The sequence below is a fragment of the Microbulbifer maximicatervae (SeqCode) genome, assembly GCF_052467615.1.
Map to the genome: position 1 here is coordinate 3,816,563 of NZ_CP174319.1, position 20,092 is coordinate 3,836,654.

The following is a 20,092-nucleotide window of genomic DNA, read 5'->3' on the forward strand; positions in this document are numbered from 1 at the left end:
CTCTATAGCTGCTGCGCCTGAAAATAATAACCACTACTTACAGGAAACCCCCGATGAGACGGTTCTTAAGCACTGCTTTTGCTATCTCGACTCTATGTTTGGCAATTGATGCCAGTTCAGCAACTAAACACCACAGATTGGCCTGGGATGGTGATGCATCCACCAGTGCCGTTATCGGTTTTTCGCCAGACGGCCACACGAGTAATCCTTACATTAATTTTGGCTATTCAACCAATGAAACTAGCTGGAGCAGTCAAGGGGTTGATTCAACATCTACCTTCGATGGCAGCTTAGATAGCTACTTTGTCAGGTTGAAAAACCTAACACCGGATTCAGCAGTTTACTATCGTGTGTGTGATCAGGACGGCTGTGGCGACCGGTTCTGGTTTAAAACGGCTCCTGCGGAGGAGTCTCCCTTCGTCATAGTCGCTGGGGGAGATACCCGCACGGGGCATACAACACGGCGCGAGGGCAATGCTTTACTAGCCAAAATTCGCCCGCTGGCCGTTATGCATGGCGGTGATTTTACCAACGCCAACAGTGCGTCAGAAATGGATAACTTTTTACAAGACTGGACGCTGACCTACTCCAACGACGAAATTGATGGCTATAGCTATCAACGTATTTACCCCCTAATACCTACGCATGGGAATCATGAGGATGACAACTATTCAACCACCTGCCAGGTCTTTGGTGTGGACTTCAATGCGGATGGTAGTTGTAGCCCCAGTGATACCTACGGCGCAGTACAAATTTCCCCCCTATTGCGTGTCTACACACTAAACAGCCAGTTTCAGGAAAGCGGCTGGTCATCTTATGCTACCGCCATGAACAATTGGCTTGAGAGTGATTTAGCTGGGACTGGCGCCTACAGTCACTGGCGCTTTGCCCAGTACCACAAGCCCATGTTCCCCCACTACAGCGGTAAATCTGACAACCCCACATTATTTAATTGGTGGGCACAACCCTTTTATGACTATGCCATGAATATGGTGGTCGAATCAGATACCCATCTCACCAAAGTCACCGAAGTCGTTGCCCCCGGTAATAGCGATTTTTCAACCAACGAAACCGGCGGCACAGTTTACGTTGGTGAGGGAAGCTGGGGAGCACCAGCTCGCTCAGCAAATGATGCCAAGTTTTGGACCATAGATATGGCCAGCATCCAGCAGTTCAAAGTTATCCAGGTCAGCTTTGACCAACTCACTGTACGCACAGCACAGTTCGATAACAGCGCAAGTACCCTGACGCGAGAAGATCGAGCCAATAATCCTCTTGTATTACCGGAAAATATCAATTGGTGGAGCGCCAACCGAATTGGTGAAGCTATGGTTCTCGCACAAAATAACGTTGGCAGGAGCGTTATGCTTGAGGACGACAGTGGTAATGGCGAACTGTCACTACCAGTGACTGATGACACATTTATTTCATCGCGCTACTCTTCCAGCAATTTTGACAATGACTCAGATGGCCTTCTGGCAGATGGCAGCGATAGCACCTATGGAACGCTTTACTCACTGATTAAATTTGATCTCTCCAATTTATCTCACTGCTCGACGATAAATTCAGTTGAGATCGAATTTAATATCACCAACCGGTCCAGCAATAGTTACGGTATTTACTTGGCTGAATCCAACTGGAGTGAGGAATCAGCCACCTGGGATTCTGTCGGTGGATCAACGGTGCTTTCACAGTTGTTCGCCAGCTTTACCCCGTCGTCTACTGGAACCCAAGTGGTGAACTTGAGCTCATCAAGTCTTCTGGATAGTTGGCTGAATAATGAAAATACCGGCTTGGTCATTGCCTCACTGAGTGGCAGTGATGGGGTAGATATCTCTTCACAGGAAACCGGTATTGCCCCAGCTCTCAGGGTAACCGCCGATTGCAGCGATTCTATTAGTAAAGAGGTATCTCAAGTTGCTTCAGACGATGTGTTTATTTCATCTAGAAAAGAGGATGATAATTTTGATGCTGATAGCGATGGACTCCTCGCCGACGGCAGTGATCTAACCTATGGAACTCTCTATAGCCTCATTCGCTTTGACCTATCGGATTTAAGCTGTCGCCAGTATATTGATGCGACACTCGAATTGAATGTAACCAATACCTCCAGCAATAGCTACGGCATTTACATGGCAACACAAAGTTGGCGGGAAGAGTCGGCCACTTGGGATTCTGTCGGGGGTAGTTCTATTCTCGGACTCCAGGTGGGCAGTTTTATCCCCTCCTCTACCGGCCGACATCTCATTGACCTGGGAGCCTCAGGAATCGTCGACAGCTGGTTAAACGATAATAATAACGGCCTGGTCATCGCATCGGAACGGGGCATTAACGGTCTGGATTTAAGCTCCAAAGAGAGCGGGCAGAGCCCTCTTCTTACCTTACAGACACTCTGCAATTAATTGCCTTCAGGGCTCTCTGTCCGGAGAGCCTTATTTATCCGGTTCTGTGTATCTTATTTCTCCAACACTGGTTTAGATTTACAATCCAAATTTTTTGGCACGAACTTCTTCAAAATATAAAAATATCAACACCGCCCTACCCCAAAACCATAATTCCTTTAAATAAAAGAACCAGTAATTAAGTTTACCAATCTACCTTATTAATTCCTTTTAAACGCGACGCTATAAAATTTATATACTATTAACCCCATATCCAAGACTACGCTTCAGCCAAAGGGCAAAAGAAATCAGCGGTAAGGAATAGAGTCAGGTATTTCATCATCAAATAAATAATGAGCCAAAGGATGTACCAACGATCGTACGGAGATACTGTAAATGTTAATAAAATATAATCGTAGTTATGTCGCTTTATTAATCTCAATATTTATAGTCGCGCCATTTAGCGTCGCAGATACCCATGAGGAAGTCGTCACTGATCCAGTAATTCTTGAGGGCGCAGTAGAAGGGCAGCCAAAGTCCAATCGGTTTTGGTGGCCTGATCAGCTCGATCTGCGTCCCCTCAGGCAGCACTCTCCAAGATCCAATCCAATGGGTGACAACTTTAATTACGCTGCCGAATTCCAAACCCTGGACCTTAAAGCGGTAAAACAGGACATCGAAACTCAGCTCAAAACTTCACAGGACTGGTGGCCCGCAGACTACGGTCATTACGGCCCATTTATGATCCGAATGGCCTGGCACAGCGCTGGCACCTACCGGATCGGTGATGGTCGCGGTGGTGCCCGTGGTGGTCAACAGCGTTTCGATCCCCTCAACAGCTGGCCTGATAATGCCAACCTGGATAAAGCCCGCCGTCTACTCTGGCCCATCAAACAAAAATATGGGCGCAAATTGTCCTGGGCTGATCTTATGGTGCTTACCGGCAATGTAGCCTTGGAGTCCATGGGGTTCCCCACTTACGGATTTGCCGGGGGGCGACAGGATGACTGGGAGCCCGACCTGGTTTATTGGGGGCCCGAAACCAAGATGCTGGCGGATGAGCGTTACACCGGCAATCGGGAGCTGGACAAACCCCTGGGTGCTGTGCAAATGGGACTTATTTATGTCAACCCGGAGGGCCCCAACGGCAATCCCGACCCGGTGGCTGCCGCCACAGATATCCGCGAAACCTTTGCCCGCATGGCGATGAATGACGAAGAGACAGTAGCCTTGATTGCCGGAGGCCATACTTTTGGTAAGGCTCACGGTGCAGTGAAAGCTGATTGCCTCGGCCCAGAACCCGCCGCCGCCCCGATAGAGCAGCAGGGGCTTGGCTGGAAAAATAAGTGTGGGAAAGGTAATGCCGACGACACAATGACATCCGGCCTGGAAGGCGCCTGGTCTGCCGCCCCGATCAATTGGAGCCAGCAGTATCTGGACAACCTGTTTAAATTCAATTGGGTCAAAACAAAAAGTCCAGCTGGTGCCGTTCAGTGGATTCCCGATGATCAGAGCGCGGCAAATCTGGTGCCCGATGCATTCGACAAGAACAAGCGCCATGCCCCCATCATGTTTACCACGGATTTATCCCTTAAGTTCGATCCCAGCTACAAAGAAATTGCCAAGCGGTTTCAGGAAAATCCGGAAGAATTTCAACGCGCCTTTGCCAAAGCCTGGTTCAAGTTGACTCATCGGGATATGGGCCCTCGCGCGCGCTATTTGGGAGCGGAGGTGCCCGAAGAAGATTTAATTTGGCAAGACCCTATCCCAAAAGTTGATCACCCTCTGATTGACAGCCGGGATATAAATTCTCTCAAAGCAAAAATACTGGCGGCAGGCATTAGCGTTCCCGATCTGGTGAGGACTGCCTGGGCCTCTGCTTCTACCTTCCGTGGTTCAGATTTTCGCGGTGGCGCCAATGGTGGCCGTCTTCGCCTGGAACCCCAAAAGGACTGGTCGGTAAATGATCCCACTGAACTATCACAAGTCCTGGCATCGCTGGAAAAAGTCCAGCAGGAATTTAACAGTTCCCAATCCGGGGGCAAAAAAATCTCAATGGCAGATATCATTGTACTTGGGGGCGCAGCAGCCATTGAAAAAGCTGCAGAGCAAGGCGGACATAAAATTCAGGTCCCTTTCAAGCCTGGACGCACCGATGCTTCCCAGGAACAAACAGATGTTAATTCTTTTGCGGTACTACAACCTCTGGCCGATGGCTTCCGCAACTACTTTGGCGATGGTTATGGAAGAACCCCTACAGAGTTATTAGTTGATAAAGCCAGTCTGTTAACCCTAAGTGTGCCTGAAATGACTGTTCTGGTTGGAGGAATGCGCGCACTTAATGCAAATACCGACTCCTCACAGAATGGTGTGCTTACTCAGCGCCCCGGCACACTGACGAATGATTTCTTTGTGAACCTGCTCGATATGTCTACTGTCTGGTCCAAGTCGGCAAAATCAGAGGGTCTCTATGAAGGAAAAGATCGCAAAAGTAGCCAGGCAAAGTGGACAGCCACACCTGTAGATCTGATTTTTGGTTCAAACTCTGAATTAAGGGCAGTCGCAGAGGTTTATGCTTCCAGTGATGGCGCTGACAAGTTTGTAAATGATTTTGTGCAGGCCTGGACCAAGGTAATGAATTTGGATCGGGTTGATCAGCCTCAGTCTTAAAAATCATATACCTCAATAAAGAAAAAACCGAGGCTAGCCTCGGTTTTTTCTTCTGGGAGATTATTTAAGTTTTAATCCTGCCCCTTTAAATGCCGATCAAAAAAGCGCTTGATCATGCTGTATTGGTGGATGCGAGTCTGCTTACCGCGCAAACTATGCTTCTTGCCTGGATAAGTCATCAGCTCAAATTGTTGGCCGTTATCCTGCAACTGTTTTATGAGTTTGGTGGTATTGGTAAACAACACATTGTCATCCGCCATGCCATGATAAATCAGCAGATCACCTTGTAAGCCCTTCGCATAGGGAAACACAGAAGATGCCTCATAAGCATCCATATCCTTGGTTGGATTGCCCATATAACGCTCAGTGTAATGGGTATCATACAGCGTCCAGTCCGTAACCGGCGCACCCGATACCCCCGCCTTAAAGTAGTCTCCGGCTTTGAACATACTCATCAGTGCCATGTAACCACCGTAGCTGTGGCCGAAGATACCTATTTTATTTTTATCAACGTAAGGCAGGGTACGCAGGAATTCAACGCCGGTAATTTGATCTTCCACTTCAGGAGATCCCATATTCTTAAAGATAGGATTCTCAAAAGTGGTACCGCGATTTGCTGAACCACGATTATCTAGGGAAAAAACAATATAACCCTGTTGAGCCATATACTGGTTGAATAGTTTATCCCAACTATTGGTAACCACCTGAGCGTGTGGACCACCATAGACAAACACCATTACCGGGTAACTTTTCTTCGCATCAAAATTAGCGGGTTTGTACAAGCGGTAGAAAAGCTCCTGGCCATGGGGCGCCTCAATACTACCAAATTCCGGAGTGATCCATTGATCTTTAAAAGGATAGAGAGGGTGATCACGATTTACAGCGTTCTGCTCAAGCCAGGTGATTCTGGTCCCTGAGCTGCTGTGCAGACTCACCTGAGGGGGCGTGGTAACGCTGGAAAATTTATCAATATATCCAGAGGCATCCTCAGAAAATTCGATAGAGTGCATACCACTACGCTGTGAAATTCTCTTAATGTCGCTCTCCCCTTGCAGGGAGACTGCATAGAGATGCCTCTCGATTGGAGTATCTTTCCGTGCGGTAAAATACAGACGGTTAGCCTGCTCATCAACAGCTTCTAACTCGTCAACCACCCAATCTCCCTTAGTCAATTGTGCCTGTAATCTGCCGCCAAAATCATATTTATACAGGTGTTTGAAGCCATCCCTCTCCGATGACCAAATAAAAGCATCGCTATCTTCCAAAAAGTGGAGATCATGGCTCAGGTTAACCCAGGTATCGCTGGACTCGGTAAGGAGCGTTCGGGTTTTTCCCGTATTGAGATTGTAAGCACGAAGCTCTAACTTTTGCTGGTCTCGAGATTGCCACTGGAAAGTTAACAGGTGATCACGGGCCCATTTTACTCGGGGAATATAAATATCCTGATTATCTCCCAGGTTGACCCAACGGATATCCCCCGAATCAATATCTATAAGGCCAAGTCGGATTTTTGCGTTCGCACGCCCAGCAGCGGGGTAACGTTGCTGTATCATTTCGATACGATCCGCATAGATTTCGCTACGGGTTACCTGATCAACTGGCGACTCATCAACTTGCAGGAAAGCAATATGCCGATCATCAGGAGACCACCAATAACCGGTCATCCGGTCCATTTCCTCCTGGGCAACAAACTCAGCCATTCCATTTTTAATATGATCTTTGCCGTCGCTGGTTAGCTGCTTTTCCCTACCGGTTTTCAGATCGACAATATAGATATTTTGGTCGCGAATAAACGAAACAAAGTGCCCCTCGGGAGAAACCTTTACATCGGTTTCAAAGGTTTCCGTTTCAGTCAGTCGACGCGAAGAACGGTCTTTGAGATCGTAATAGTAAATATCGCCGGCCAAAGGGAACAACAGAGACCGACCATCCTCTGACCAGCTGTACTCCATTATTCCACTACCATAAATTCGCTGGCGCTCCCGTCTTGCCTTTTCCTCATCCGAAAGAGTTTCACTACCGCTGTGCAGACTATCGGAATTGACCAAAATTCGGGACTGACCGTCTTTCAGGTTGTACTCCCAAAGATCGTAACGGTTGTAATCTTCAACTCTACCTTTGAGGAAAGTTACGCGCTGCCCATCAGGTGAATATTCCAGCGCTCGGGGAGCGGTACCACTCAGAGCCGGGTCGGAGAATAACCGTTCAATGCTGAGTGACTCTGCAGAACATATTCCTGCAAAAGTACATCCAAGTAATGCAAGCAGTGCTTGTTTCATAGGAAAACTCTTTATATTAAGTATTGTTGGCAATTCACGTACCACTTTGCTAGCAGGGGTATTATTTAGAAAATTCTGATTAATTCCATGTTATCTCCGGCTTCCCTAGGAGCCGGCCTAAATGACATCCAGGTAAGCCATAGCTTCTCTTTGGCACTTGTTCTGATCACCAGAAGTATCTCAAATTTATCGGAAACCCTCTAAAAAATGCAGCTATATTGTGGATAGAGCAAACCGGTGAAGGATTCTACAACGGAACCTTCCGGGACATGCAGTACCTTACAGTTTTGGGTTTGCGCACAAACAATCCTGCTGCAATAGCCCCCCTTTACAAATGTTTACTCTGCTTAACCAACATTTGTGGTTAGCTAATGTCGGACTAAAGCTTTTATCAAAATATGGGGTAAGAATAATGAAGGTTCATCTCTTTGCATCTGCAGCTGTGATTTTGATCGCTGCTGGCTGTAGCTCTACACCAGAGATCCCCACCACTGAATCGTTTGTCACTGACATCACCGAACTGGGCCATCGTCGCTTTACCTACAAGGCAACCATTGGAGCTGGCCCCAAGGGCCAAGGCGGTAAGCGTGGTGGTCCGGGTGGTGGAGGTCCAGGTGGCGGTGGTCCCGGTGGTGGTGGTCCCGGTGGTAAGGGTAGTGGTGGCCCAGGAGGTGGCGGTCCCGGCGGCGCCAATTCTGGAGATGTGAAGAAAGTTGCCCGGCAGAGAATGGAACTCTTGCTAGCCGAAAGTGGCTTCTGTCCCAATGGCTGGTTCCTGATCGAACAAACTTTTGACCAGAACAGAGCTGAAATTATTGGCGAGTGTCGGGCGGTTGCACGATAAGCTTACGCCTCTCACTTTCGCTCTATGTATTCTGCTCGTATCGCTTTATACATAGCAACTTGCCAGGGCGCAAAGCCCTTTGCCTAAATAGCCCCTCAACTGAGGGGCTAACTTCACTAGTCCGCGATTTACACTGCCTAATACCTATGCCTGCTCAACAATGAGTCTGCATGGAACCTTAAGTGCTCCTCAATAAATGAAGCGATGAAATAGTAACTGTGATCGTAACCTGCATGGTGCTCTATCCGAAGAGGATAATCACTGGCTTCAGCAGCTGTTTGCAGGGAATGTGGTCTCAGCTGTTCCTCAAGAAACTCATCCTGTTCCCCCTGAGAAACCAAAATCGGCGTTTTCTCTACAGCGCGCCCCATTAGCACTGTTGCGTCATATGGCTCCCAGCTCTTGGGATCAGCTCCCAAGTATGTTCCCAGCGCCTTTTCTCCCCAAGGGCAAGCAATAGGATTGCAAATTGGACTAAAAGCAGAAATTGATTGATATCGCTTGGGGTTTCGCAGACCGATGACCAGGGCACCGTGCCCGCCCATGGAGTGCCCGCAAATCCCGCGTCGACCATTGGTGGGGAAATGAAGTTCTACCAGGCTTGGAAGTTCATCCACGATGTAGTCATACATTTGATAATGCTGCTTCCAGGGTTCTTGAGTCGCGTTCACATAAAAACCAGCCCCCTGCCCCAGATCATAACCCGGGTCATCCGCCACATCGTCTCCTCTGGGGCTGGTATCGGGTATCACTAAGATAATCCCTAACTCTGCAGCGACTCTCTGAGCACCAGCTTTTTGACTGAAGTTTTCATCCGTGCACGTCAAGCCCGAAAGCCAATAAACAACAGGATATTTCCTCTGTGTATTCCCCTCTGCATCCTGTGGTAAAAAAATGGAGAAGACCATAGAACAGTTGAGCGTGCTGGATTTATGTCGGTAACGCTGCTGAAAACCGTCAAAAGATTTAGTACTGCTAACCAATTCAATCGACATTTTAAGTGGTCCTATCAAGCCTGCTGGAAATGAATAACACTGCGAATACTTTTACCTTCATGCATTAAATCGAAGGCATCATTTATTTGCTCAAGGGGCATTGAGTGAGTAATAAAGTCATTCAATTTAAATTCTCCAGCCAGGTAACGCTCTACGAAAGAAGGCAATTCAGAGCGCCCCTTTACACCGCCGAATGCTGATCCCTTCCAAACCCGCCCTGTAACCAACTGGAATGGGCGGGTACTGATTTCCTGTCCCGCACCTGCCACTCCAATAATAATGGACTCCCCCCATCCTTTGTGGCAAGACTCCAAGGCAGCTCTCATCAGGTTAACATTGCCCACACACTCAAAAGAATAATCCACTCCGCCATCGGTAAGCTCTACGATAACCTCTTGAATAGGCTTATCGTAAGCCTTGGGGTTAATACACTCAGTGGCTCCCAGTTTCTTCGCCAGCGCAAATTTGTCCTCATTAATATCGACACCAATAATTCGTGAGGCGCCAGCCATCTTGGCTCCGATCACTGCGGATAAACCAATTCCACCCAAACCAAAAATTGCCACACAGGAGCCCGGCTCAACCTTGGCGGTGTTGGTAACGGCTCCCATTCCCGTAGTAACACCACAACCCAGCAGACAAACCTCATTTGAGGGGGCTTCGGGATTAATTTTGGCCACAGATATCTCAGGAAGGACTGTGTATTCAGAAAAAGTAGAGCATCCCATATAATGGAAAATGGGTTTCCCATTCACCGAAAAGCGTGTCGAACCGTCAGGCATTAATCCTTTGCCCTGGGTGCCCCTGATTTTTTGGCACAAATTGGTCTTTCCAGAGAGACAAAACTTACATTCGCCACATTCGGGGGTATACAAAGGAATTACATGATCCCCGACAGAGACACTGGTCACCCCCTCACCAACGGATTCAACAACACCCGCACCTTCGTGACCAAGGATTGCCGGGAATACCCCTTCAGGATCATCTCCTGACAAAGTGAACGCATCTGTGTGACAAACGCCGGTGGCGTGTAATTTCACGCGAACTTCACCCCGTTGGGGAGGCATAACATCGACATCCTCAATAACCAAACGCTCCCCAGGCCCCCAAGCTACAGCTGCTTTACAACGGATTGTCTCTGCACTCATTTTCAATTCTGCCTTTCATCATTCGTTCCAGTGGCGCCCAGCATAGTCCCCTAAGATTATTGGTGCAAAGCCAAGCGCCGCTGCTGAAGTAAAATCAGGAAAAATCTAAAAGCTCACCCTTATAGTAATAATTGGTAGCGCTGAACAATTATTCAAAATAATTCCTTTAATTGATTAACAATTAATAGCTTGTCGCTTCCTCCACTGCAGTGGGGAGCTTCCATGAATGGCTCGAAATGCTTTTGAGAAAGCACTGATATCGGTGTAGCCCAAACTTGCTGATAGTAATCCCACATCAATACTTGAGGCCCGTAGATGCCAGCGAGCAGTCTTCATTCGCGCCCCCTGTACCAACTGCTTAAAGGAGGTTCCCGCTTCATTTAAACGGCGCTGAAGCGTTCTCATTGGCATACCGAGTAAGCGAGAAATTTGCTCCAGGGAGTGCTGCTGGGCCCCGAGAGTTTGAAGGATTAAGACTTGAACCTGTCGGCTGATATCACCCTTGTGCTCTGCCAATAAGCACTTGGAAAACTCCTCAAAATATCTCATAAGACCGCTGCTGGGTTTAGCGAGGGGATAGTTCATCAATGATCCATCAAAAACCAAGCGATCTCGATCTTGCTCAAAACTAGCCTCAATGCCAAAAAAATTTTGGTAACTACTCAGCGGAGATTGGGGCTTATGCCGAAATGAAACAGAGCGGGGAGATACTTTAGAGCCAACCATCTCCTGTATCAGGCGATAGGCAGCGCCTACTGAAAGTTCAGTATACTGTTGCGCGGGAATTGCGTCGGGGAAGTGATTAACTCTCTCTGCAATCAAGCAGTCATCGGTTTGGTAAATTTTCCAGTGGTCCGCCTGGTTGTGTAACACCATATACCGATGAGTTACTGTCAAAGCACTGGATAGATTCTCACTTTCCAGTATCAGCTTACCAAGGACGCCCAGCATACGTAGCCCTTGCTTCCCCGCCAATCGCAAGCCAAAGTCACTACAGGACAAGTCCCGTGAACACAAATTAAGGAGGTCCACCAGCGTTGCAATGGGGATCAAGATATTTGGACGACGTGTACAATCCGCAGGAAGCCCCACTTGCGCTAAAAAATCTGATGACTGACCACCGAGCTGTGGCACCAATAGATTAAACCCAGCCAGCGCACCACTGCGAATTTCATAGATAGGCTTCATGTTTTATAGCTACCATATTGCCAACCTCTCATTTGCACTATCACACAGTGTCTAGGAATAATGAGCATCGGACAATAGCTATATCATATAACATAGCTCTTCAACTAACTGGGACTACCCCTATCCACAAACGCAACTTATTTGAAGGCTAGTGCCTGACTATTGTGGCACTTTCCACTATCTACTCATAAAACTATCGGTTTATACGAGAAAGAACTGCAAGGAAATTTCACATGGAAACTGAAAATCTAACACTATTTTTAGGCTGGGCTTCGATTATAAACATATTGATACTACTGCTATCAACTATTGGACTTGTCTGCCTGAGGAAGTCGATCACCAGGATTCACGCACGAATATTTGAGCTTAATGAACAAGATTTAGGCCGTGCATATTTTCAATATCTAGCACAATACAAAATTGCTATTATCGTCTTCAATATTACACCGTATTTTGCTCTAAAAATTATCAGTTAATTGATAAAAGCGGAAATATTTTGCAAAAAAATAAGAAAGGTAAACTATACCTTTCTTATTTTCATAATTAAGACGGACAGGGGAGTATTTCGGGTCCGCCGGCAGATACCCTTTTCAGAAAATGAAGTTATTTCTGAAATATTTATCAGCCACTCTTTTTCACAAACTTTGTCAGAATTACAATTCTCTGACCCTCGACCCGTCCTTCGATATGCTCAGGGTTATCGCTTAAGCTGATACCGCGAACTGCCGTTCCCCGTTTTGCAACCAAACTGCTTCCTTTTACATCCAAGTCTTTGATAATAACTACATTATCTCCAGCTTGTAACTGGGCACCATTACTATCCAGATGAATCACCAACTCACCAGCCTCTGGTATTGCCCCGGCCTCTGCCCAGGCCAGCAAATCGCCATCCAAATACAACATGTCAAACAAGTCTTGGGCCCAGGTCTCGCCAGATAAGCGCTTTAGAATACGCCATGCCAACACTTGAATTGCCGGCTCGGTACTCCACATAGACTCCGACAGACACTGCCAGTGCGCACTTTCCAGCTGTGCAGGATTTTCCAGCTGGTCCCTACAGGTTTGACACAATAGTACTGCCGCATCTGGATAGCCCTCTGACTGGGGTACGTCATAAACCGCCAAGCCATTTTCTGCTTTACAGAGCTCGCACTGATTTCCACTGCGTTGTGCCAACTGCTCCTGAGTCACAGCCATAAGTAACCTCAAAAAAAGTAGGGATTATACGACTGATTCTTCCTGCACGCCTCCCAAATAATCACATTTAACGGACATCGGGGTCGACCGTGAACATGATCAAGCTCAGGCAGGAAGTAAATAAGACTATCAACAGCCCAGTAGTAGATGGAGCTATTAGGTTGCCGAGGGATTCACAGGCTTCAGACAAGACACTCTAGAGCACTAAAACTTCCAACAGCCGCCAATATAGATTGACGACTGTAAAGAGCATTATGCGTTAAGTACCACACTCAGTGGTGCGAGGAGACCGCTGCTGCGAACTGCCCACCCTGCTTGCTGGCGATGGCACTGGTAATATCCCCTAAACTGAGAATACCGACCATACGCTTTTCACTATTGAGTACCGGCATTCGTCGTAACAACTGTTGCTCCATTTTGTGGACAGCAGACAGCAGATCATCCTCTTCCCAGCACCATTCAATCCCCTCTGTCATAACATCTCGGGCGGACAGAGAGCTGAGATTACCCCCCTGAACCACACCGCGACATACAATATCTCTATCAGTCACTATTCCTACAAGCCTGTCATTTTCTCCGATCGGCACAGCACCAATATCTTCATCTCGTAAAATTTTTGCCAACTCCTGTAATGGAGTATCCGGGGTACACCAGGTAGCCCCCTCATGCATTGCGTGTTTAACTTTCATAGGTACCTCAAAGCTCTTTAGACAAATGCCAAAGAGAGTGACGGGTAAAACCCATCACCCTTAACCCCTATAGATCAGTGCACTTCAATCCGCTTTCTTTGCGGGGGATGCCCCTCATGTTTTGGTACCGTGAGCGTGAGAATCCCATCTTTGAAATTTGCATCAATCTCACTTTCGCGAACATCTTCACCAAGATTGAAGCTGCGCAAGAACTTGCCGTAACGTCGCTCCTGACGAAGCACGCGGCCATCCTTCTTCTCCTTAACCTCGCGGTGCACCTCAGCTTCAAGGGTCAAAACCCCATTTTCTAGGGTTACACTGATATCGTCCTTACCCACTCCCGGCAGCTCAGCGCTGATTTCATACATATTCTTGCGCTCACTCACATCAATACGCGGAGAAAAAAATCCCTCGCGTTCAGAGCCGATTGCACGGGTCGGTGAGAGCATTTGTTCAAACATATTATCAAGGTCCAATAGGGACCCTCTGGGGATCAGACTCATATCTACAACCTCTTTTTACGCTAAGCCGCAAAAGACGCCAGAAAAACTCTAGAGTCCGTCTTGCGCCTGTTACATCTTGAGTACAGTCTAGGAAATACTGCGACAAACGAAGGGATTAAGTGCCGATAAAAGCCATTACAAATTGAATATGAGAGCTGTCGTATATTTCTTTTGTACATATAAATATTAAAAACTTCCTTTCCAAGTGCACTTAAAGAGAATTTCCACCTCCATATCCATCAATAAGCAACCAGGGCTCGTGGCCAATATGGCTATTTACTAGGATTAAATAAGGCAGTTAAACGAGGATATGTTCATGGCCTTAGCATGGGTCCTTGTGGCTAACCAGTCCCAAGCGCGAATTTTTGAAGCCAACAAACGCGCGGGAAATCTCAATGAAATCCAGGCACTTCTCCATCCAGAATCACGGCTCTCTGGCAGAGACCAAGAGAGTGATGCGCCCGGACGCACTTTCGACAGCTATGGTCAAGGAAGGCACTCAGTAGGTAATTCTGCAGGATTACATCGCCGTGAAGGTGAGAATTTTGCCAGAGAAATTGCACATACCCTGGAGAGGGGAAGACAGGAGGGCCAGTACGAAAAACTGTATATTGTCGCAGAACCCTATATGGTTGGCAGCTTGAGGGATGCCTTGAAAACTCCAACCCGCGCAACAATAGCGGGAGAAACAGGAAAAAATCTGGTGGCTTGTGAACCCGAGGAGATCCGGGCTCAGCTTCCTATTTGGCTATAGTAACATTCGGCCAGTAGAGAGGGTCACGAGTGAACCTCTCTACGAACCCCGCTCAAGCCCTGCTTTCCATTAAAAGCTTATCAATCAGGGCATCCTTTTCAGTCCATAACTCATTTACCCACTGATTAAACTCCACCCGAAACTCCTGATCGGTTGCGTAGTCTCTCTCAAAAAACCGGCTCGGCAACTGGACTTTCTCAATGCGAACAATCACTTTCTTTAACTTACCGGAAAGGAAATCTTTAAAGGTAGGTATACCATCCGGGTAAACAATGGTGACATTCAGTAGCTGGTTCAGCTGCTCACCCATACAGTGCATTGCAAAGGCAATCCCTCCGGACTTGGGCTTTAGAAGGTGTTTGAAGGGCGATTGCTGTCTTTGATGCTTCTCTTTACTAAACCTTGTTCCTTCAAGGAAGTTCATAATACTGGTGGGTATTAGCTTAAATTTTTCGCAAGATTTTTTCGTCGCTTCAAGATCCTTACCGCGCATCTCCGGATGTTTTTTCAAAAACTCTTTGCTGTAACGCTTCATAAATGGAAAGTCGAGTGCCCACCAGCACATTCCAATCACAGGAACTTTGATCAACTCTTGCTTCACAAAAAATTTCAGGAATGGAATTCTTCGATTAAAAATCGACTGCATAATAAAGATATCAACCCAGCTTTGATGGTTCGCTGTGACCAGATACCATCCATGTTTATCGAGATGCTCTATCCCCTGTACATCCACCTGGGTTCTTTGGGTCAGCTTCATCCAGCCTTTATTTAGGGTTATCCACATTTCTGCCCAAGAAATAAAAAAACCCATGAAAAGTTTTTGCAGAAAGGCAAAAGGGAAAATGAACCTAAAAACTGAAAACAAGAGTATGGGGGCTGCACAAACCAATGTGCTAACGGCCAGCAACACCGAAGATATGACCAACAGTAAAAACGAGGGGAGAAAGTTAAACATCTAAAGGCTCTTTTAATTTTCCGGGTTTACAGGTCAGGCTGTCACGCCATATTCACAGGTTACCCGTTTCTTTTTTAATATCTTGAAATCCACTTATCACAAACTAAGCGGACTCTGCTCTCATCAGTGTATTTACATAATCCGGGCTACAGGCTGCCTATCGCAATTAACATGGCTGTGTATATTTATGGCTCATGGGAAACTGCTCCACTGCAATCAATTCATGCGCCGAGCGCCTAGGATTTAGCCGCGCTAGTGGCAATATCAAACCGCAGCAACTCTGGGAGAGTAACACGCATTTCAACCCCATATTTTTTGACTGAATAGTCTGAAGCTATCAGCGATACATCAGCGCAAACTGCACGGATGAAACCAGTGGCAGCAGCCCGGCGAGCGGCCTCATTTTTTTAGCATGCCCAGGATATGAAAAGACGCCATTGTACTCTTTCTATAACCGTGGATTAGCAACTTTTATCTTCCCACGCCGCAAAGGCACGATAGTAACTGGAGCAGCGTTGCACCCTGCTAAACTTGGGGCTCCAGGTCGTAGAATTGCGCCGGGAGAATAGAATGGGAATTACAGGTAATAAGCAACACTTCCACCGCAAGCAATGGCTCAGCGTACAGCAAGCCGTTGACCACCTGAGTGCACTGTCTGAAGAGCCACTAACCAGTGCGCATCTTGCAGACCTGGCCGATGAGCAGCTTCTTAACCTGTACTGGTACCGTCCTGGCCAAAAACTGTCTTTGGAAGATCACAAGGGGACCCGTGAACTGGTAGAGCCCGTCAGGCTCTGTTACGAAAATGCCAGTGACTGGCACGCCATCGTGGATATCTTGCGGAACAATCCAGCGCTGCCCGCCTACGAACATGACACCCCGCTTCTGGAAGATGCCGACGGAAACCGGCTGCGAATCACCTTCGACTACCACCAGCGGCCAGAACCGTTTAGCAGCCGCTGGTACCCTACCTATGCGGAGTTAGTGCTCAAGCGCAACGATTTGGAACAACTGGAACCCCATCTGTTTACCAGCCAGGCGGTTGAGACCGGGTTTGAGCGTGAGACCCTACTGAATGTTATCTGGCAACTGGAACAGCTAGCCCTTGGGGATGAAGAGCACTCCACCAGCTGGCTGGCAGACCAACTGGCACAACGCTCTTCCGCGCTGGATCGGCTATCTTGTGAGCGCATCCTTCAGGCGGCCGAGCGCGAAAGCTCTCCGGGGCGCTCGATATAGCACGGCATTTCCTACTAACACCTTTGACTCCTTTCCCATACTCAGGAACTCCCCATTGGTGGTAGAGCCCAAAGGCTGTACCCTAGTGGCACTTAGCAAATCTAAGTGTGACGTACTACCAATAGGAGAGAGAAGTGCAGGCCAAAAACAGCTCCTCCAGCTACGGCTGGGTAGCCATCGCCCTCCACTGGATAATGGCCCCTGCGATCATAGGGACTTTTATTCTCGGTTGGTGGATGCGCCAGCTATCCTACTACGATCCCTGGTATCAACGAGCCCCTGAAATTCACAAAGGGGTGGGCATCATCCTGCTTGTGTTTCTACTCTTCAGGCTGGCTTGGCGCTTTGCCAACCCATCTCCGGCGAGCAACCCCCAAACACCCAGCTGGCAGAAGTTTGCCGCCACCGCCACTCATGGACTGATTTACCTGTTACTACTGGCAATCATGGTTTCCGGCTATCTGATTTCTACCGCCGATGGCCGTCCTATCGATGTCTTCGGCATAGTGAGTATCCCTGCAACCTTACAAGGGATTCCCAATCAGGAAGACATTGCGGGATCTATCCACGAAATCCTTGCCTGGGGCCTGATTGGACTCGTAGCAGCACATGTCTTGGCAGCCCTCAAGCATCACTTTATTGACCGTGACGGCACACTGCGCAGAATCCTTGGCATCCGTGTAAAGGGTTCTACAGACGATCACTCACACGTACAAACAACACTCTCAACCACCAAATAAGGAAAAAATGACATGAAGAAGCTCTCTGTATTTCTTATTGCAGCTCTGATGGGGACTGTAGCTCAAGCAGCGGAATACAAAATCGACACCAAAGGGGCTCACGCTTTTGTGCAGTTTCGTATCAAGCACCTTGGATACAGCTGGCTGTACGGCCGTTTCGATGACTTCAACGGCTCCTTCTTTTACGATGAAAAGCAACCAGAAAAATCTTCTATCAATGTCGACATCGATGTAACTAGCCTCAACAGCAATCACGCTGAGCGAGACAAGCACCTGCGCAGTGATGACTTCCTCGATACCGCAAAATTCCCCACTGCTACTTTCAAGAGCACTAGCTTTGAACCTTTGGAAGACGGCAAAGCCCGTCTAAATGGCGAACTGACCCTCCGCGGTATCACTAAGCCAATCACAATTGACGTTACCAATATCGGTGGCGGTAAAGACCCTTGGGGCGGCTACCGCCAGGGCTTCAGTGGAACCACTGAGTTCGAGCTGAAAGAATTCGGTATCAAATCCCTAGGCCCAGCCTCGCAGAAAGTTGAGATGATCCTGGATATCGAAGGTATCCGTATCTAACAACAAAAAAGTACACCCCCTGAGCCCGGAAATTCCTCCGGGCTCCCCCCTAACTGCGCTTCGCAACACTCCAATAAACAACGCAAGCAGCAGCTGCAGCCAATAGCCAGTCGACGCCTGCCATCAACCCTCTCGGTAAGAAAAAAGCTAGCATTGTGATGACAATACATGTCCCCAATAAAGTCAGCAGTGCTCGCGGGTTCCAGCCACAGAAATAGTAATAACGCCCATCACTTTCGCTGTAATACAACTGCCCTACATCCATCTGGCGCTTCTCTACTAAGTAGTAGTGAGACAATATGACACCATAGGCAGGCGCCAGAAAAACCCCCACCCAGTTTACGAACGCCACTAAACCGATTTGTTTGATAACAGCGGGCCACAAAGCACTAATCAGAAAGGCCAGAAACAGCGTTATCAATGCCGCCCTGCGAAACCCCAGGTACTTTGGCAGAAGATTTGAAATATCGTTAACTGGAGCCACAAAGTTCGCCACCACATTGATACCGGCCGTTGCTGTAAAAAAAACAACTGCAGCGATCAGTGACAGTTCCAGATTCCCAAGCTTCTGCACGATATCAGTGGGATTCGCCAGGTTCTGGTGGAAAACTGACTGGGCGGCGATAGTGGTGAACAGAACAATTATGGCAAAGCCAGTCATGTTCATAGTGATTCCCAGCCAATTTCCCCTTCGCATAACAGACTCGTTCTTACAGAAACGAGCAAAATCTCCGTAACTTAGGATTATCGGCGCATAGAGAGCCAACATAGTACCTGTGACTTTGATGAGCTGGACCAAGCCATCGCCCCAGGATGCTATAGACCGATCAAAGAAAGTAGCAACTGCAAATGCAAACTGTCCGTCACTGCGAACCACTAGCATCCACAACAGCGCGAGCATCACTCCATAGACACAGGGTGCAGCCAGGTTGATAAACCAACGGATCGTATTGATACCTTTGAAAAATAGAAGAGCCTGAAATAAGGAGACAAGTACGAGGGAAGCCCAATCGATCCGGTCCATTGCCAGCCACTGCCCTCCGACAGCTTGTGGCCACCACTCTCTCAGCAACAAAGACATGGCATGGGCAGCAAACCAAGTCTGCGCACCGTACCAAAATATTGCCACGCTCCCCCGAAGCAGCGCAGGGACGTTAGCACCTCGGATCCCCATGCTCGCCCTGGCCAATACGGGAAACGGTATACCGTATTTAACACTCGGTTCACCGATTAAATTCAACAGAATGATAATTAAAATTGCTGCAATAGCGATCCCAGCGAGAACCAGCCAAGTATTCGTATTGGGACCGAGGAATAGAGTTGCCGCCAGGGTATAGCCAGCGAGACTTTGTGCAGCGTTGGCCCAAAGGTTAAATATCGTCAGAGTGCCCCAGCGTTTTGCTTCGGGCTTCACCACCGCTAAATTTTCATTCTTTAGCTGCAAAGTGTCACCTAAGTGCATTTGATTAATAACGCGCCAAAGCAGCTACTTCAAATCAACCTTTTCAACAATGACATACTAGCCGTTAAAAGTGCCAAATTTAACGGTTAATAATATATATTCTCTTTTACAATTGAGACTTATTTTCAATAACAGTAAAAGTGGTATCCATTTACCAAATTAGCAGTAATGCCGCTAGCACTGGCGCACAACTGTGAAATATATTGTGTAGCCATCGATTAAAGAAGATCCGGTCGACAAAGATACAGGCAAGTATCCATTAAACTAGTGTGCAGCCGTGTATTTGGAGAACATTAACCAAGTCACAAGTAAAAGTACGAAAAGGTCTTTAAGATTTTTGACGGCGGCACAACTTTTCAGCGAAAATGGAAGCAATTACTGACAATTATTGCACTTCCTCTAGAGACAATTATCAAGGGAGCGCAAAAATAGAACAATTTCCAAAAATCGTAGTGACTAAATCATTCAGAAC

The 20,092-nt window shown here is 47.6% G+C and carries 17 protein-coding genes; 8 read left to right on the top strand and 9 right to left on the bottom strand.

What is annotated here, in order from left to right; translation table 11 throughout:
• The first annotated feature begins 53 nt into the window (after window positions 1–53).
• Together ACJJIM_RS16890 and katG are read left to right on the top strand one after the other, a co-directional pair.
• The gene (locus ACJJIM_RS16890; RefSeq protein WP_444911529.1) at window positions 54–2,402 is read left to right on the top strand and encodes a DNRLRE domain-containing protein; all 2,349 of its coding nucleotides are present in this window, start codon (window positions 54–56) and stop codon (window positions 2,400–2,402) included.
• A 375-nt stretch (window positions 2,403–2,777) separates the two neighbouring features.
• On the top strand, window positions 2,778–5,051 hold the full coding sequence (gene katG / locus ACJJIM_RS16895; RefSeq protein WP_444911530.1) for a catalase/peroxidase HPI: 2,274 nt from the start codon (window positions 2,778–2,780) through the stop codon (window positions 5,049–5,051).
• 71 nt (window positions 5,052–5,122) lie between these two features.
• Here katG and ACJJIM_RS16900 read toward each other — a convergent pair whose 3' ends face one another.
• Window positions 5,123–7,330: a DPP IV N-terminal domain-containing protein gene (locus ACJJIM_RS16900; RefSeq protein WP_444911531.1), complete on the bottom strand. Its 2,208-nt coding sequence runs from the start codon at window positions 7,328–7,330 to the stop codon at window positions 5,123–5,125.
• A gap of 412 nt (window positions 7,331–7,742) precedes the next feature.
• Between ACJJIM_RS16900 and ACJJIM_RS16905 the strand changes: the two genes are divergently transcribed.
• On the top strand, window positions 7,743–8,174 hold the full coding sequence (locus tag ACJJIM_RS16905) for a hypothetical protein (RefSeq protein ID WP_444911532.1): 432 nt from the start codon (window positions 7,743–7,745) through the stop codon (window positions 8,172–8,174).
• Between the two features lie 137 nt (window positions 8,175–8,311).
• On the opposite strand, the gene fghA is transcribed toward ACJJIM_RS16905, so the two are convergent.
• From fghA to ACJJIM_RS16920, 3 genes are all read right to left on the bottom strand, one after another.
• Entirely contained in the window at window positions 8,312–9,169 is an 858-nt protein-coding gene (fghA, locus tag ACJJIM_RS16910) for an S-formylglutathione hydrolase (protein WP_413663341.1), read from the bottom strand.
• A 14-nt stretch (window positions 9,170–9,183) separates the two neighbouring features.
• The gene (locus ACJJIM_RS16915) at window positions 9,184–10,317 is read right to left on the bottom strand and encodes an S-(hydroxymethyl)glutathione dehydrogenase/class III alcohol dehydrogenase (RefSeq protein ID WP_413663342.1); all 1,134 of its coding nucleotides are present in this window, start codon (window positions 10,315–10,317) and stop codon (window positions 9,184–9,186) included.
• A gap of 174 nt (window positions 10,318–10,491) precedes the next feature.
• On the bottom strand, window positions 10,492–11,505 hold the full coding sequence (locus ACJJIM_RS16920; RefSeq protein WP_413663343.1) for an AraC family transcriptional regulator: 1,014 nt from the start codon (window positions 11,503–11,505) through the stop codon (window positions 10,492–10,494).
• A gap of 233 nt (window positions 11,506–11,738) precedes the next feature.
• Here ACJJIM_RS16920 and ACJJIM_RS16925 point away from each other — a divergent pair, with 233 nt between their 5' ends.
• The gene (locus ACJJIM_RS16925; RefSeq protein ID WP_444911533.1) at window positions 11,739–11,981 is read left to right on the top strand and encodes a DUF6868 family protein; all 243 of its coding nucleotides are present in this window, start codon (window positions 11,739–11,741) and stop codon (window positions 11,979–11,981) included.
• 145 nt (window positions 11,982–12,126) lie between these two features.
• On the opposite strand, the gene ACJJIM_RS16930 is transcribed toward ACJJIM_RS16925, so the two are convergent.
• The 3 genes from ACJJIM_RS16930 to ACJJIM_RS16940 form a co-directional block, all read right to left on the bottom strand.
• On the bottom strand, window positions 12,127–12,702 hold the full coding sequence (locus ACJJIM_RS16930; RefSeq protein ID WP_444911534.1) for a PhnA domain-containing protein: 576 nt from the start codon (window positions 12,700–12,702) through the stop codon (window positions 12,127–12,129).
• 272 nt (window positions 12,703–12,974) lie between these two features.
• Window positions 12,975–13,391 carry a CBS domain-containing protein gene (locus ACJJIM_RS16935; protein WP_108734525.1) on the bottom strand — a complete coding sequence of 139 codons (417 nt, stop codon included), beginning with the start codon at window positions 13,389–13,391 and terminating at the stop codon, window positions 12,975–12,977.
• Between the two features lie 74 nt (window positions 13,392–13,465).
• Window positions 13,466–13,894, bottom strand: a complete 429-nt coding sequence (locus ACJJIM_RS16940) for an Hsp20/alpha crystallin family protein (RefSeq protein ID WP_282931225.1) — start codon at window positions 13,892–13,894, stop codon at window positions 13,466–13,468.
• Window positions 13,895–14,210: 316 nt separating this feature from the next.
• Between ACJJIM_RS16940 and ACJJIM_RS16945 the strand changes: the two genes are divergently transcribed.
• Window positions 14,211–14,648 (top strand): host attachment protein, encoded by a 438-nt coding sequence (locus ACJJIM_RS16945; protein ID WP_413663346.1) that lies wholly within the window; start codon window positions 14,211–14,213, stop codon window positions 14,646–14,648.
• Between the two features lie 52 nt (window positions 14,649–14,700).
• Here ACJJIM_RS16945 and ACJJIM_RS16950 read toward each other — a convergent pair whose 3' ends face one another.
• Window positions 14,701–15,603: an acyltransferase gene (locus ACJJIM_RS16950; protein ID WP_413663347.1), complete on the bottom strand. Its 903-nt coding sequence runs from the start codon at window positions 15,601–15,603 to the stop codon at window positions 14,701–14,703.
• Window positions 15,604–16,173: 570 nt separating this feature from the next.
• On the opposite strand from ACJJIM_RS16950, the gene ACJJIM_RS16955 reads away from it, so the two are divergent.
• The 3 genes from ACJJIM_RS16955 (at window position 16,174) to ACJJIM_RS16965 (ending at window position 18,158) form a co-directional block, all read left to right on the top strand.
• Entirely contained in the window at window positions 16,174–16,842 is a 669-nt protein-coding gene (locus ACJJIM_RS16955; RefSeq protein ID WP_413663348.1) for a hypothetical protein, read from the top strand.
• Window positions 16,843–16,976: 134 nt separating this feature from the next.
• Window positions 16,977–17,582, top strand: coding sequence for a cytochrome b (locus tag ACJJIM_RS16960; RefSeq protein ID WP_413663349.1), 606 nt, complete (start codon window positions 16,977–16,979; stop codon window positions 17,580–17,582).
• Window positions 17,583–17,594: 12 nt separating this feature from the next.
• Window positions 17,595–18,158, top strand: coding sequence for a YceI family protein (locus ACJJIM_RS16965; protein ID WP_108734532.1), 564 nt, complete (start codon window positions 17,595–17,597; stop codon window positions 18,156–18,158).
• A gap of 49 nt (window positions 18,159–18,207) precedes the next feature.
• On the opposite strand, the gene ACJJIM_RS16970 is transcribed toward ACJJIM_RS16965, so the two are convergent.
• Window positions 18,208–19,602: a cytosine permease gene (locus ACJJIM_RS16970; RefSeq protein WP_444911535.1), complete on the bottom strand. Its 1,395-nt coding sequence runs from the start codon at window positions 19,600–19,602 to the stop codon at window positions 18,208–18,210.
• Between the last annotated feature and the right edge of the window lie 490 nt (window positions 19,603–20,092).

Excerpts from the sequence above, each read along its gene's own strand:
- ACJJIM_RS16890 (WP_444911529.1), top strand. The coding sequence starts at position 54 with ATGAGACGGTTCTTAAGCACTGCTTTTGCTATCTCGACTCTATGTTTG.
- katG (WP_444911530.1), top strand. The coding sequence starts at position 2,778 with ATGTTAATAAAATATAATCGTAGTTATGTCGCTTTATTAATCTCAATA.
- ACJJIM_RS16900 (WP_444911531.1), bottom strand. The coding sequence starts at position 7,330 with ATGAAACAAGCACTGCTTGCATTACTTGGATGTACTTTTGCAGGAATA.
- ACJJIM_RS16905 (WP_444911532.1), top strand. The coding sequence starts at position 7,743 with ATGAAGGTTCATCTCTTTGCATCTGCAGCTGTGATTTTGATCGCTGCT.
- fghA (WP_413663341.1), bottom strand. The coding sequence starts at position 9,169 with ATGTCGATTGAATTGGTTAGCAGTACTAAATCTTTTGACGGTTTTCAG.
- ACJJIM_RS16915 (WP_413663342.1), bottom strand. The coding sequence starts at position 10,317 with ATGAGTGCAGAGACAATCCGTTGTAAAGCAGCTGTAGCTTGGGGGCCT.
- ACJJIM_RS16920 (WP_413663343.1), bottom strand. The coding sequence starts at position 11,505 with ATGAAGCCTATCTATGAAATTCGCAGTGGTGCGCTGGCTGGGTTTAAT.
- ACJJIM_RS16925 (WP_444911533.1), top strand. The coding sequence starts at position 11,739 with ATGGAAACTGAAAATCTAACACTATTTTTAGGCTGGGCTTCGATTATA.
- ACJJIM_RS16930 (WP_444911534.1), bottom strand. The coding sequence starts at position 12,702 with ATGGCTGTGACTCAGGAGCAGTTGGCACAACGCAGTGGAAATCAGTGC.
- ACJJIM_RS16935 (WP_108734525.1), bottom strand. The coding sequence starts at position 13,391 with ATGAAAGTTAAACACGCAATGCATGAGGGGGCTACCTGGTGTACCCCG.
- ACJJIM_RS16940 (WP_282931225.1), bottom strand. The coding sequence starts at position 13,894 with ATGAGTCTGATCCCCAGAGGGTCCCTATTGGACCTTGATAATATGTTT.
- ACJJIM_RS16945 (WP_413663346.1), top strand. The coding sequence starts at position 14,211 with ATGGCCTTAGCATGGGTCCTTGTGGCTAACCAGTCCCAAGCGCGAATT.
- ACJJIM_RS16950 (WP_413663347.1), bottom strand. The coding sequence starts at position 15,603 with ATGTTTAACTTTCTCCCCTCGTTTTTACTGTTGGTCATATCTTCGGTG.
- ACJJIM_RS16955 (WP_413663348.1), top strand. The coding sequence starts at position 16,174 with ATGGGAATTACAGGTAATAAGCAACACTTCCACCGCAAGCAATGGCTC.
- ACJJIM_RS16965 (WP_108734532.1), top strand. The coding sequence starts at position 17,595 with ATGAAGAAGCTCTCTGTATTTCTTATTGCAGCTCTGATGGGGACTGTA.